Annotated in this window: 9 protein-coding genes and 1 tRNA gene; 1 reads left to right on the top strand and 9 read right to left on the bottom strand. The window is 46.9% G+C overall.

Translation table 11 applies throughout. From position 1 onward, the window contains the following. Positions 1-480: 480 nt before the first annotated feature. From H8K20_RS07230 to H8K20_RS07195, 8 genes are all read right to left on the bottom strand, one after another. Positions 481-1,410: an alpha/beta fold hydrolase gene (locus H8K20_RS07230; RefSeq protein ID WP_105205513.1), complete on the bottom strand. Its 930-nt coding sequence runs from the start codon at positions 1,408-1,410 to the stop codon at positions 481-483. 649 nt (positions 1,411-2,059) lie between these two features. Then, entirely contained in the window at positions 2,060-4,705 is a 2,646-nt protein-coding gene (locus H8K20_RS14200) for a GH25 family lysozyme (protein WP_186487935.1), read from the bottom strand. A gap of 488 nt (positions 4,706-5,193) precedes the next feature. Further along, complete coding sequence (locus tag H8K20_RS07220; protein ID WP_186487934.1) at positions 5,194-6,072, bottom strand: glycosyltransferase family 2 protein; 879 nt, start codon at positions 6,070-6,072, stop codon at positions 5,194-5,196. 6 nt (positions 6,073-6,078) lie between these two features. Further along, complete coding sequence (locus tag H8K20_RS07215; RefSeq protein WP_186487933.1) at positions 6,079-8,151, bottom strand: glycosyltransferase family 2 protein; 2,073 nt, start codon at positions 8,149-8,151, stop codon at positions 6,079-6,081. 699 nt (positions 8,152-8,850) lie between these two features. Beyond that, entirely contained in the window at positions 8,851-9,516 is a 666-nt protein-coding gene (locus H8K20_RS07210; protein WP_186487932.1) for an endonuclease/exonuclease/phosphatase family protein, read from the bottom strand. Positions 9,517-9,738: 222 nt separating this feature from the next. Further along, on the bottom strand, positions 9,739-11,526 hold the full coding sequence (locus H8K20_RS07205) for a hypothetical protein (RefSeq protein WP_186487931.1): 1,788 nt from the start codon (positions 11,524-11,526) through the stop codon (positions 9,739-9,741). Next, the gene (locus tag H8K20_RS07200) at positions 11,523-11,843 is read right to left on the bottom strand and encodes a hypothetical protein (protein WP_186487930.1); all 321 of its coding nucleotides are present in this window, start codon (positions 11,841-11,843) and stop codon (positions 11,523-11,525) included. Before H8K20_RS07200 ends, H8K20_RS07205 begins: the two co-directional genes overlap by 4 nt. Further along, positions 11,825-12,904: an ABC-three component system protein gene (locus H8K20_RS07195; protein WP_186487929.1), complete on the bottom strand. Its 1,080-nt coding sequence runs from the start codon at positions 12,902-12,904 to the stop codon at positions 11,825-11,827. Before H8K20_RS07195 ends, H8K20_RS07200 begins: the two co-directional genes overlap by 19 nt. Positions 12,905-13,155: 251 nt before the next feature. Here H8K20_RS07195 and H8K20_RS07190 point away from each other — a divergent pair, with 251 nt between their 5' ends. Further along, positions 13,156-14,301 (top strand): IS3 family transposase, encoded by a 1,146-nt coding sequence (locus tag H8K20_RS07190; protein ID WP_186487928.1) that lies wholly within the window; start codon positions 13,156-13,158, stop codon positions 14,299-14,301. 193 nt (positions 14,302-14,494) lie between these two features. Here the strand turns inward: H8K20_RS07190 and H8K20_RS07185 are convergent. Next, positions 14,495-14,581 (bottom strand) — tRNA-Leu (locus H8K20_RS07185). Positions 14,582-14,895: the final 314 nt, after the last annotated feature.

The raw sequence follows: 14,895 nt of genomic DNA, 5'->3' as shown, positions 1-14,895 counted from the left end.
TTACCTATACTACATATATATTATTCAGGATAGATAAATGCGTCAAGAGCCAATTTGTAAACAATTCTAAAAAACTGTATCTGTTTTTGGGCCAGTTCACAAAGTCATCCACCTTCCCGTATAGCGGCGTGTCTCATCGGCCAGATCATGCGCCTCAAAAAAAGAGGTGCCGGGCCCCACCCGCCCCGCACCTCATTTATAAAACGGGCCCCGCCGGGTCCCCCTCGCTGCGCCGCCACCGCCCGCGTCCTGCATCCGCTGCAGCACCACCAGCCCTCTTTTCTGCCGGTCGCCTGTCCCGATGAGTCCGCCGCCGTCTCACACCACCTGCATACGCCCGTCTCCCGGGTCCTATGGGGCAGCCCGTCTCACCGCTATCGGGCTGGCTAAAAAACAGTGGCCCCACCAACAGGCAGGGCCACTATGTGGTCAGACTGATCCCAAGCAGGGGCGGGGAGACCGTGTCATCAGGTCACCGGGTCACAGGCAGCTCTCTAAAAAGGCGCGCACGTCCGCATATACCTCCTGCCGGTTTATCTCGTTGAGCATCTCGTGGCGGCCGCCGGGGTACAGTTTCAGCTCTACCCGCCGCAGGCCGGCTCTCTGCAGCCGGTCATATACCGCCTTCACCCCCTGCCCGTAATCGCCCACCGGGTCCTCTTCGCCGGCAAATAGCAGCACTGGCAGCTCCTTGGGCACACAGCCGGCCCACTCCGGCTGCGACACCCGCCGCAGCACGGTAAACAGGTCTAAATATCCCCGTGCGGTAAACATAAAGTTGCAGTACGCATCGGCTATATAGGCGTCCACCACCGCCTCATCACGGCTCAGCCAGTCGTAGCGGGTGCGCTTTTCAAAGCGCTTGTTGTAGCTGCCAAAAGCCATAGCCGTCAGCAGCCGGCTGGGTCTTTTACCGCCGGTCAAAAAGATCAGCGCCTTGGCCACCGCAATGCCCAGCCCGGCCAGCGAGTTGCCGCCGCTGGTGCCGCTGATCAGCGCCCCCTGCAGCTTGTAGCCGTACTTGGCCAAAAAGTCGCGGGCCACGAACGAGCCCATGCTGTGCCCCAGCAAAAAGTAGGGCAGGTCGGCAAAGCGGCTGCGCATCAGGTCACACAGCAGGTTCAGGTTCTCGGTCAAAAACAGGTGGCCGCTCTTTTCACCTAACAGCCCCAGCGCGCTCTTATCCGGTGCGGTCTGGCCGTGGCCCAGATGGTCGGCCCCGCACACCACAAAGCCCGCTTGGGCCAAAAATTGGCAGAACGGCTCGTAGCGGAGGATGTACTCGCACATGCCGTGGCTGATCTGCACCACCCCGCGGTAGGGGCGCTGCGGCGGCAGATACACATAGGCGGCCACCGGCTGGTGGTCCTGATAGGAGGGAAAGCTAAACTGTTCGCGGGTCACTTCCATAAGCGCGCTCCTTCGCACATTTTTTCACATACCGGCCCGCCCCGCACACCGGCGGAGCAGTTTCACCTCTATCTTACCAGATTTCCGAGAAACTGCAAGCCGTATGCGCCCCACAGCGCCAAAAGCACAAAAAAGTCAACTCGGTCCCGCTCAGTCCAGCCCAACTCAGCCCAACTCAGCCGCTGTCACGTCTTCCCAACGCATTAGAAGCTTAGCTCTTTATCAAAGTGGTATGTACCGTGTTTTTATGAGCAGCTGCCGTTGCCCAGTTGATCGTCCTCATTTTTAAAAATAAAAATGGGACGGCGGGCAATGTGCTGGCCCTGATCACCGGCCAGCCTTACATGTCCTCTGCATGGACATCAGCGACCTAGTAGACACGAAACGTGCTCGGGCGTGTTTTCCGGTAGGTAGAAATAGCGAGACATCTAGCGCTGTCTTGCACAGAAGATCGCTGTGACCTGTCGACCAGCCCCAGTAATGGGAGGTGGGTATCCAGGTATTAAGAGATCTTCTCCAAAACACAGATCACCGCCACTATACCGATCGCCGACTCATCGGCAACAACAGTCCAATAGCAGTCTATATTAAAAAGCTACATGTAAAAAAGGTCGCTCAAACGAGCGACCTTTTTCGTGATGTTTTGTACTCAGCGCTTGATGTTCATGTCGATATTGCCATTTAGGCCGGGTACCTGGCCCTCACTGCTGTACTGCCAATAGGTGTAGTTGACATTGATAGAGGGCTTGCTCGTATCATAATGGGCGACCCACACCTGGTGTTCCCCAACGATATTGGGATCGATATAGCTGTTGTAAAAACTGGATGAGGCATAGATCATCGGCGTATAGCCCTTGGCGCGAACAGCATCGCAGAAGATCTTGGCATTCTGCGAAATGACAGCCTTAGTGGGGACGAACCCTGCCTTGTCCCATACATCGTTGAGCTCAATATCGTATACGACCGGCATGTCCATGGGCCGTCCATCGATCGCCTTCAAAAAGGTCTGAACCTCAGCAGTGGCCTCTTTGGCCGTTGTTGCATAGCTAAAATGATAGGCGCCAACTTTCAAGCCAACAGCTTTTGCTGTCTCATAGTTTTTATTAAAATTAACGTCTTTTTGTTCGTACAGATCATTGGGATCGTTTAGATCATCCATCCAACCGTAACTGGCACGGATGAAGACAAAGCTCAGGCCACTATTCTTTGCCTCTGTCAGCATGTCTTTATTTATAGTCCCCTGATGTTTAGAGATATCGATCCCTCTCTCACTGCCACTTGTCACATGGATCAGACAGGATGTGGTGAGACCAGTGCTGCTCTCTACAAAGATGGTGGCGGTACCGGAGGAGAGCGCCGTGATCTTTAATTTTGTACCGCTGGGCTCTAATTTTAAAACACTGTTGTTGTTGGTGTACCAGCGCTTTACGGTCATGGCCCCGGCAGGGGTGATATAGGCGTTAAAAGTGCGGGTCTCACCGACTGCTAATGTACTCACGTAGGAATCGATGCTAATGGAGGAAGAACTATTTTTCACCTCAAAATCGATCCATTGGCCGACCTCTTTTCCGTTTTGCATAGATACGACCCGGAAGGAATACTTGCCGTCAGATAAAGTGCTGGCAACGATCCAAGATACGGTGTTCTCCCCGGCATTGTACGAGGTGTCGATGGTCGCGTAATCTACTAGCCCGGTAGAACTCCATATCTGCACAGAGCATACGGCAAGCTTATTCAGAGTAAAGGTACAATAAATTTTTTCACCAGGATTGACAGGGTTGGCACTCACAGAACCATTTGATATGATCAGGCTGCTGTTTTTGGCCGTGAAATCCATCCATCTGTCAGCAGATTCTTTCCCGTTTTCCATAGCGACAACGCGGAACGAATACTTACCGTCGACAAGATTTTGAGGCACGCTCCAGGATACAGAATTGCTGCCGGCCTTAAAGTTGCCGTTGGTAACGACATAACCGACTAGACCAGTGGCGTTCCACACCTGCACAGAGCAGGTAGCAGCTTTGTTCAAAGTAAAATTGCAAGATACAGAGCCACCTTTAGAGGGGTCAACGGTCGTTGTACTGAGCGAACCACCAGTAACGGCAAGAGATTCTATTTTAGCGGTAAAATCTACCCAGCGATCAGCGACCTCGCGGCCGTTTTCAATGGCTACGATGCGAAAAGAGTACTTGCCGTTGGCGAGGTTTTGGGGTATGTTCCAGGCCACCGAGTTGTTGCCGGCCGAAAAGCTCCGGTTGCCAGAGGCATAGCCGACTAGTCCGGTAGAGCTCCACACCTGTACTGCACAGGTAGCAGCCTGGTTGAGCGTGAAATTACAGGTGAGCTTGCCGCCTTTAGAGGGGTCGATGGTGGTCGCACTGACCGAACCGGCGGTGATGGCCACCTGGTTTTTCTGGGCGGTAAAATCTACCCAGCGATCAGCGACCTCGCGGCCGTTTTCAATGGCTACGATGCGGAAAGAGTACTTGCCGTTGGCGAGGTTTTGGGGTATGTTCCAGGCTACCGAGTTGTTGCCGGCCGAAAAGCTCCGGTTTCCAGAGGCATAGCCGACCAGTCCGGTAGAGCTCCAAACCTGTACTGCACAGGTAGCAGCCTGGTTGAGCGTGAAATTACAGGTGAGCTTGCCGCCTTTAGAGGGGTCGATGGTGGTCGCGCTGACCGAACCGGCGGTGATGGCCACCTGGTTTTTCTGGGCGGTAAAATCGACCCAGCGATCAGCGACCTCGCGGCCGTTTTCGATGGCTACGATGCGGAAAGAGTACTTGCCGTTGGCGAGGTTTTGGGGTATACTCCAGGCCACCGAGTTGTTGCCGGCCGAAAAGTTTCGGTTGCCGGAAGCATAGCCGACCAGTCCGGTAGAGCTCCACACCTGTACTGCACAGGTGGCAGCCTGATTGAGCGTGAAATTACAGGTGAGCTTGCCGCCTTTAGAGGGGTCGATGGTGGTCGCACTGACCGAACCGGCGGTGATGGCCACCTGGTTTTTCTGGGCGGTAAAATCGACCCAGCGATCAGCGACCTCGCGGCCGTTTTCGATGGCTACGATGCGGAAAGAGTACTTGCCGTTGGCGAGGTTTTGGAGGATACTCCAGGCCACCGAGTTGTTGCCGGCCGAAAAGCTCCGGTTACCGGAGGCATAGCCGACTAGTCCGGTAGAGCTCCAAACCTGTACTGCACAGGTAGCAGCCTGGTTGAGCGTAAAATTACAGGTGAGCTTGCCGCCTTTAGAGGGGTCGATGGTGGTCGCGCTGACCGAACCGGCGGTGATGGCCACAGCTGACCTCTTTACAACAAAATCTGCCCACTTGTCGGTAGCTTCTTTTCCGTTTTCAATAGAGACGACACGGAAAGAGTACTTGCCATCAGCAAGGCTTTGGGGGACATCCCAGGAAATGGTCTGGTCACCGGCTTTATACGGTGTGTTTATCGTTATTTGACTGACGAGTCCCGTGGTGCTCCAAACTTGTACGGTGCAATTAGCATCGCGAGAAAGCGCGAACCGAAAAGTCAATTTGGGTTTGGCGACAGGGTCCACCTCGGTTTGACTGAGAGAAACTCCAGTAAACAGATCAGCGGTACCCGCATACAGTGCGGGTTCAGATGCATTCTGTGAAACAGACGGTTCGTTGAGAGGTTCCTCTGCGTATGCCGGTGAGAGAAAACCGGCCATACAGCTACTGGCCAATATGGCAGCAGAGAGGAAGAGCGAAATGATTTTTTTCATAGACATACTCCTCGATATGAACATTTTATATACGTGATTTATGTTTCAGCAGGCACACCACATAGCGCACACAATTCCAGCTGTAATGCGCTGGAGATACCGGCCATCGGTAGTGGCAGCAAATGCTCCTGCTTATATTTAAAAAACTGAAGATAGAGTTTTTTTTCAGTTTCGACAGAGCTCTCCTGATAGGGTTTTTGCAGGCGTTCCAGCGCAGAGTCACAGCCAAATTTATATAGCAGACACCAGTTCTCCCAAACTTCACCAAGACCTTTCAAGTCGTCATCACCGCGGTCTGGAAAGACAGGTTCCTGAAAAACAGAATGGTCGCTTATATATACCGCACGATACTGATTAGATCGCAATCTTATAGATAAATCGATCATTGACCGATATTGGGGAAAATGTTGGTCGTCAAATCCACCGAGCTCTGTAAAGATCGAGCTCTTAAATACCAAACAACTGTCCGATATACAAGAGATCGTACCAGTTTCGGCATCAAAGTCGTGCTGAGCGCCCCATGGGATCGTGCGCACCTCAGCGCAGGCTACATCAGGATCGGTAAGCCAGCCCGGCAGCAGCAGAAAAAAATCTGCTGGAAAAACGGTGATCGCGGAGCAGAAGACCAGATGATCAACCTGCACATTCTGCGCTGCTAGATTATATATCTGGGCATTTGAAACGGTACTGGAAAACTTATATTTTATATCGATCCAGTCATATGATTGTGTTGACGCCACACGAGCTGCCGGCACCTGCGCGCGCGAACAGTCGCTCATGCATACATCCACCTGTACCAGCATGCCTTGGTCGTGCGCAAATTCTACTGCCCGATCTAACGAGGAGAGCATGCGTTCTACCTGCCGAGAGTCCCCGTCAGCCAAGACGATCTGCACCAAAACAGATGCTTTTCTCATAGCCAATCACCTCCTATCCCCGCGCAATTTAAAGCGGGAAAAGAAACTTTTTTTATTTACCGGGGGTGGGGGATCGCTACAAAGTGGCAGGTCGGTTGGTCTAGTTTCAGTTTCAGCTTCAGGTCCAGTCTTTTCTACTGACGGCGGCGAATCTTCCTTAATGCCTTCTTCTGCAGCCATGTGTTCTGCCCACTGGCACAGCTCGTCACTAAGCGGCTCTATGCGACAAGTGAGCTCCACTTTTATTGGTGTACCGATCACCAGGTCCTCAGGAAAAAGGAGCTGCGGATCTGGTTGCGTAAATATAAAGACACTCTCTTCCGATAAAAATGCACCGTTGCTTTTGAGCGCAGCAGCAGTAATAATTCGGTCTTCCCCCTGTGCATAGTGCAAAATGACACAGGGCTCCCACACGCCGACATTTCCGTCCTCACCGGGATCTATGCGCAGGTGGATTAGCGGGGAACGCTGTGGGAGAGGAAAGATAAAGCGCAGGAGATCGGCCTCTATTTTACCACTGCTGTCCACAACACATTTTTCAGAAAAACCATGTCCCAAGTCGTAGTACAGGCGGGAAAAGTACTGGCTGTCGGGTTCAAACGAAAAAAGCTGCCCTGGTTTGGCGACCAGCACCTGCTGCTCGATCAGACTCTTCATCACAAATTGTCTGTTTTCATCCCATTCACGCCTAGAGTGCGCATTACGAGAGCTGTCAGCTTGCCAGAGGCGGTAGATCGAGGTACAGCGATCACTGTCGACGACTCCGCATATAAAGACCGCCCGCATCAAAAGCTCCCAATCTTCATTGGTGGTGAGGTCTTCGCAAAAGCGCAGTCCACATTGGGAGAAGATGAATGCGGGTATGGCATAAACGGTAGTGGGCGAATTGTTGATCCGCAAATGTTCCACTAGATTAAAGGGGACACAGTGTCCATCCTCTAACGGGCCCACGGCGATAAGCCCCATCCGGCCACATTCTCCCAGTGCCACCTCTCTCCACGGCTGCGCATAGCCGTAACAGTGCAGGATGGCCCCCGGGTTTTGCTTGGCCAGATCATAAAAAGTCTCTACCCAGTCAGAGGTGACCAGGTCATCGTCGTCGAGCGTACAGATATAAGCGCCGCCTGCCGCAGTATAGCCCACATTGAGCGGGGTGGTGCGGTTCCCATACGATACCTCGATCAGACGAATACGCGACTGCAGCCAACCCGGCTGCCGTTCGATCAGCGCCTGTGTATGCTGCCTGCCCGTCTCGTCCATCTTGTGGCCGATGAGCAGCACCTCAAAATCCGTACAGGTCTGGGCGCTCAAGCACAAAAGCACCTCTGCCAGCTTGGCCGGGCGTGTCCCCTGGGTGCGCATGACGATCGACAAAAACGGCGAAACGACAGCCTTATCTTTTAGTGCGTACGGCGCAGCGGGGCGACACATCCAGCAAAACTGCTCAGTATACAGCTCCTGGTCGCTCACCGCTTTTAGCTTTTCTATAAATGAGAAAGCGTCGCTGCCCGGCGATAGAAAAATGCTGTCGGATGCAGTGAGACGCGCCCGCTCACTCTCGCGGTCAAAGGTCAGCCCACTTTTTTCTTCACAGGTGAACCCGCAGGCAGCTAAAAGATCCAGCAGCGCTTTTTCTGAAAACCCTCTTAAGCAGTAGCGGTCTTCTTCGCTGAGCCGACCGTCAAGTAGGCGGGCAGCGGTGAACAGATTACCGGCATTGGGGGTGCCGATCAGCAGCACGGTATCGCGGCAGAGGACATGTTCAGAAAATATTTTTAGCAGGGGACTTATCCAGTCGTCCTCCGCCAACAGGGGTTCTACATAAATCACCGCTATCGGCTTACCGCCGGTAGCTTCGCCCAATAGATCAGCATCTTCAAAAAACTGGGCGCAGTCGATACACCCCTTATTGCCGCCGGGGGCTACAGCTAAATAGTGCAGGCCAAAAGACGCCGCCAACTCTGCCTGCGACATGCTCTCCCGGGTGTAAAGCTGCATAAAAAAATCGCCTTTCTCAAGAGGTACACTCTCTAAAAAAGACTCAAATATCGCTTGTCCACCACCGGTCAATGCCGCCATTTGCTATCCTCCGTGCCGCAAACAGAAGGTATTTCTGCACAACATTCTTACATGTACAGTATATAGAAGTAGGTACACAAAGTCAATTTGTGACAAATAATTTGTGACTCTTAAATAGGAAGTAATAACTGGAAACAGCCATAACGAAAAAGAGCATAGAGGCGTACTTTGCCGCTCTTTTGGTACGGGCGTTGTCAAGAGCTGCTGGCAGTGTCTGTTAAGATCTCCCAAAACTGTACCCCGGCAAGCCGCGCTGAATGGCCCCTCTAAGAAGTCGCAACAGCAAAAGCATACCCGGCCTTTGACCGAAACATGTCGTATGCCTGCGGACACATATATTTTAAGCCGTACCGACCAAACGCCCCGCCCCAAACACAGGCACAAAATACAGCGCGACCTAGCACACCGAAACCCTCAACGGTGCTTGTGTCTATAAAAATAAATATCCGTTTCGCGCTGGCAAAAAGAAAACGCACCCCACAAAGTGAGGTGCGCGTCTTGCATGCAGGCTCACCCTGCTGAGAAACGTTGACAAAAAAGATACCCTCGAATCTAAAAGAAAACGTTCAGTCTTTAATGCTCCCCAGTATTTGAGTTTGAAAAACGCTTTAGTCCGCATAAACACTGGATTTTCTGTGCATCCAAACGCCCTCAAACGCCGCCCCAAACGGCATAATACGAAAACTTTTTTGCCTATGCCTATATTTCTAATAAAATAGGCATATGATCTGAGTAATCGAGCCACGATCGACTATGCAGGACCTGATAGTTCTTTATTCGATCTTCTTTTATAAAACAATGATCAATATGGTATCCCTTATCCAAGTGCCGATATAAGAAAAATGTGGGTTGTTTTTCCTCACCCTGTTTTTCATGGTAGATATAATGATAAGCGGAGGTTAAGTTTTTTCTTTCCAGCTCTTTTACGACATGCGTATGATTTTTCACACTATGTGTTTTGTCCCATATTTTATTGCTGTTAAAATCTCCGATTATAATTGTTTTGTCATTAAATTTCTCTATATGCATACATTGATAGGCATAATATTCTCGAATATAGGGTTTACAGGCCCAAACTCCAAGCAAATCAAAATCCTGATTTACTTTAACGGAAAGAAAAATTCTTAAGCAATTGGACTCCCAACCATTACGCTCGATTGAGATATTTTCTTTTGCAAAAATACCCAAACCCTTATTTTTTTCACCATTCCAGATATAGTTCTTGGCAAAGTCGCTATACGCAGTGTCAATGTAATTCTGCGGGTTTTCGCATTCTTGAATGACATATATATCTGCATTCCATTCTTTTATTTTCTTAAATTTCTCACGAAACTTGCCGTTGCAGTTCCAACTTATGATTCTCATAAATAATTCCTTGTTCTCGCGGCAGAGAGGGGAAAGCCGTTGTAAAAAAATCACCGCAAACAACGTTTGCGGTGATTTGGGTTTGCGCTACAAAAAAGATACCCCAAAAAGGAAAGTTTCTAATTTAAATATAGATAGCTTTCCTTTTGGTATTAAGATTTTTGGGTGGTAGAGATATATGTATTGTTCTCTTAAAGAAGATATAAACATTACTCTGCTTTATTACGAAGGAATAAAGCCTTTGTGAGCATTACCTTCGTGGTTGAATTCTACATAGTTATATTGATAGCCATATTTGATATCTTTATTCTCAAATATAATGACTTGATGCAGGCAATCTTCTTCCAAAATATCTTCAACCATTTTCTTTTCCATATAGTCATCAATCCATTCACCACTTTCATCCTTCTTGCGCTCCTTTAAAGAGACAAGCGGTGAATCTAGTATAACAAATCCGGGATGTAGGCGATTGTTCTTAAAGCAATAGCGCATTAAGCCGATGACCATGGCAGATAGAATGAATGCTCGATAGCCTTTTCCCCAATCAGAGCGAGCTTTTCCATCAATCGATAGATCCAGCGTTTCAGCATCAAAAGTCACATCTACATTTTCCGGAAATCCCCACTTCTTTAAAACGCTTTCAATTTCACTGCAATAATCGTCATAAAGAGATGAAACAGACTTGTTCTTTGATTCCTTTGATTTCCTGACTTTTTCGCTATACGCAATAATATCAAGTTCAACGGAAGATAAATCTTGCTGATAAATTTCAAGGGATTTTTTCATTGCATCGAGTTGTCTAATTGTTGCAATATTCCTGTTAAGCTTGGACAATGATGCTTGTTTTTCAGCAATCGTCTCCGATAATTGCTTGTTTTCTTCTAGTAAGCGTCTGATTGACTCTTTGTTGCTTTCAAGTCGCTCTTTGATGTCATTTATGGAGTATGTTAGATCTTGAATTTTACTTTTTAGTTGAACAGCATGATCTTTAAAATATTCAAATAGAGCTTTACTACTATCTGAGTCTATTACACCTGCTGTAATTAGCTGGTGACAAACTGGACAGTCCAAGTGCGGAAGCTGCTCAAGGAAATCAGTATATGTTGAAACCATACTGTTTCGTTTCAGTTCTTCCGCATAATGTTGTTTTAGTATTTCAAATTCGGCAATTTTGGCATCATCTTCGAAGCACAGCTTTTTTAATTCATCAACTTTAGTTTGATTTTGAGTTATCTGTGCACTTAAAAAAGATATACTATTTCTCAGTTGACTTATCTCCTCAACCATCAACTGCGTTGTCTCAGCTTTAGTATATAGTTGATAGTTCGAGTCTTCTTTTATTTCTGTAATTTTTCTTTTTAATATATCTTTTTTCTTTACAAGGAACTGTACAACACCTGCTCGCCGAATGTTTTCGTTTTCTACATCATCAATTTCCTCAATGTTTTGATCATCTGAGCCGGTTATTATATATTTGAGAATAGATTTTCTGGCGGTTTTTTCTGTGTATTGAATCGACTGAAACGATGACCCCTCTGCAATAATATCTGTTTCATCAACTGTTATTAAATGAACTATATCGCGAAACGAAAGTGTACGCTTTTGTTTCTGCTTATTCTTTATCAAGTGAGCATTCTCAGAATGACCTTGTAACAATTGCAGTAGATACCTAGAAAGGTTCTTAGTGTTTGCGGGGTCATGCTTATAAGGCATTATTAGGTGTTCACCATTGTGCACAATGCAAACTTTACTTGAGCCAATCGTTCTTTCAATTCTGTATAATTCATCATTGATAGTGAACTCCAAGGTAATCGCATTATAATCTTTGGCTTCAGTAATATTCTTGGGGGGATTTTCACCACCTAGTATATAATTGATACATTGAAAGGCAAATGTTTTACCTGTGTCGGAATCACCAGTAATTACATTTAAACCTCTTTCGAAGGTCAAGACAGCATCTTTTTTTCCAACTCCTGAGAGAGTTAGTTTTGTAAGTATCATTCTTCTCATAACAGATACCCTCGTACTTTCTCACACAGTTCTCGTGCATATATATTTGTCTGACAAACCGTGTTAAAAAAGTATCGTCCGAATTCTGTGATCTCGTAACACACATTTTGTTTGTCATCAATATGAGCAGAAATAATACCATGAGACACAAGGTCTGCAGTTGCGACAAGTGGTGACAATTTTGAAATTTTCTCTTGCTTACAAATTTGCTCAATAGTATCGAGGGTCAATGTATTTGGGTGCGTGAAAAAAATCATTCCAACAACCATGTGTTCAAAAATCAGGTCGGAAATATGCTCTAGTTTGTATTCGCCCATACGATATCACTTCTTTCATTAGCTAACTGATGACATATTCCCTGCCTGTCTTGCGGGTGGACTAAATCATACTTTGACAAAAGATTATGTTTTAAATCTATCCGGACTACTTGTGCCATAACATCATTTAGACGCTCGTAGCCATCAATATAGAGTTTCCCAAGCAAATCATATATTCCGTAATAAATATCGTCAGCCAAGTCCTTGAAATAGTCATTAGTTAATAAATGCTTAGATGCAAATGTTTTTAAGTTTTCAGCTGAATAAAAGCGCTCTCGCTGAACTTTTAAATTCGCCATGTATTTTGGGAATTTTTGTGCTAACTCTGAAACAGTATCAATAGACACCTTTTCTCTTTCAGAAACTGCGGAAAGATATTTTTGGATATATATTGTTTCGTGTTTTTCTATTACATCGGGTACGGTGATATGTCTATCTCGTGTTACTGTTAATCCTCCGCCAAAACGAAATGCATAAAATGCGGTAGATCTATGTTCTTCAATTACTTCCAGCATGGATTTTGTCTTTATAATACTAAAGTCGAAACTTTCGATATACGACTTCAATTCTGGGCTGAGATCTATTGGCTCTTTGGTAATCTTAGTACGACAATTGCTACCCCATTTTTCAATGAGCATTATGTTTATGCTAGATGGGGTATCAATTAAGTCATTAAGCTTAGCCCCAATATCCATTGGAGCTAAAATATAGTATTCGTGCGGGAGAGGAATCTCTCCGGAGTATGTGTAATAAACCAGCTTGCCGAACTCTGGCAACATATCACTGGGAGTTAAAGGATGATCATAGTGCTTACATTGATAATATGAGTAGTGATTGTCTTCGTCTTTGGCTACAACATCACGACCTTTATCACCTGCACCCCCGAAACCTCGAACTTGATATCTACTTTTTATCGATACAACCCATTCCCGTATAAACAATTCAAATTCCTTATCATCATAACTTTTTACTCGTTCGTAAGGAACTCGTGTGTCGCCATCTACATCTTTAATGATAACCTTTTCTGGGGCAGGGAACGGAGTTAAACATTCAAAACTCATATTTTTACCCCCTATATTTCGAGGAGCACGAATTTAATTTAAAAGCATCTTTTACAACTTGTTTATTTTTAAAATTATATCACAAATTAATCAATTTCTCAACGAAAAAAGCAGGTACAGAGAAACACCGACAGCACATGGTCTGCCAACATTTCTCTACACCTGCTTCTTAGCGAAGTGGCTGTGTGATCTCAAATCCCTGCACTCCTTGTGTTACCATGTCCCTATAAAACACACGAGGAGGTAACCCCATGAAATACACCAAAGAAGAGAAGATAGCCTTCGTCAAACGCTACCAGGACGGAGAAACAGTAATTTCAATTTGCAATGAGAGTAAAATTCCCCGCAGCACTTTCTATCACTGGATGCAAGAATACCAACAAACTGTGACCAATACGGGCACAGTAGTTACTCCACAGGAGTTCCTATACTTAAAAAGAAGAATCAGCAAATTAGAGGATATGATTCAGGTCTTGAAGACGGTCAGTTGTACTGTTTCCTCGCCTTTGCAGGAAAAGCTCAAGGCTATGGAGTCGCTTTACGGGCAATTTAGCGTTCATACCCTGTGTGACGCACTGGAGGTCTCACGTGGCACTTTCTACAACCATATTTTCCGCAATAAGAAAGGCGACACACTTGCGGCTAAGCGGCGGGCAGAGTTAAAAACGCAGATTCAAAGCATTTATGACGATAGCGGACAAATCTATGGGGCGGGCAAGATCACCGCTATCCTCCAAAATCAAGGGGTCAAAACCAGTAAAAAATATGTTTCTCAGCTTATGAAGGAGTTGGGAATCAGCAGTGTCAGCACTACGGCAAAGAAAGAATACAAAAAATGGGAGAAAGGACAGAATAGAAATTTCCTGCAGCAGCAGTTCCAAACCGAACGGCCGAATCAAGTCTGGGTTAGTGATATCACCGTTTTTAAATTCCATAATAAGTATTATTATCTCTGCGTCATCATAGACCTGTTTTCACGGAAGGTAATTTCCTATCGAATCTCGCACAAAAGCAGCACCCAACTGCTTACAAAAACTTTTAAACAGGCCTACGCAGATAGGCAACCAAAGGCAGAGCTCATGTTCCATAGTGATCGTGGAACGCAGTATATGTCCCATACGTTCGTTCACCTATTGGAGGATTTTGGGGTAGAACAGTCTTTTTCCCGGACAGCGTGCCCCCATGACAATGCAGTCTCCGAAGCGTTCTTCTCCGTTTTAAAAAAAGAAGAACTATACCGCAGGCATTATACGTCGGAGACAGATATGATAAAGGGAATCGCCCGTTTTATTGCCTTCTATAATACCGAACGTCCTCATTCTACCCTGAAATATAAAACTCCGGAACAGGCAGAGCAGGATTACTGGATAAAAGAAAAGGAATCCTCAAGCATGTGAGAATTCCGGGTTCGGATTTGATCTTTTTTCATTTTTACATTGCGATTTTTCGATTTTTGCTTTTGGATGTCCCATTTCTACAAAAGAGGGCAATCACGAAAACGTGGCTTGAATCCTCGGCTTTCGGCATAGAAAAAGAGGCCGAAATCTGGATGTCTCATTTTTGAGTTCCAAATTTCGACCTCTGTTCACATGGTGCCGGTGGCCGGACTCGAACCGGCACGGTATCACTACCGGTGGATTTTGAGTCCACTACGTCTGCCAATTCCATCACACCGGCGTCTGGTGCATTGATAGTATACACAATCCACAGCCAAAATGCAACCCTCTGCCGCCGCCTTTTTTCTCGCCGCAATACCCGCACCCGACGCCGTCCCCACTACCCGCCGAACACCCGCCAGATACCGCCCTTCACTACAAGTCACAGTATAAGGCAAAGTGATAAAAAGCAGAGTAAAATAAAACCTATCACCACAAAAAGTACAATACAGCTTGTTTTATATGCCAAAAAATTATATAGTAGATACAAAACAGTCTGTATCGCTCCTACTCGCACCGTATGGCCGGCAGCGGCTCTGCCTCTTCGCCGCCGCA

It is taken from the genome of Neobittarella massiliensis (ex Bilen et al. 2018) (genome assembly GCF_014269355.1).
GTDB classification, from domain to species: Bacteria; Bacillota; Clostridia; order Oscillospirales; family Ruminococcaceae; genus Neobittarella; species Neobittarella massiliensis.
The sequence above is the reverse complement of the archived record's forward strand: the minus strand, read 5'-3'. Positions and strand labels throughout refer to the sequence as shown.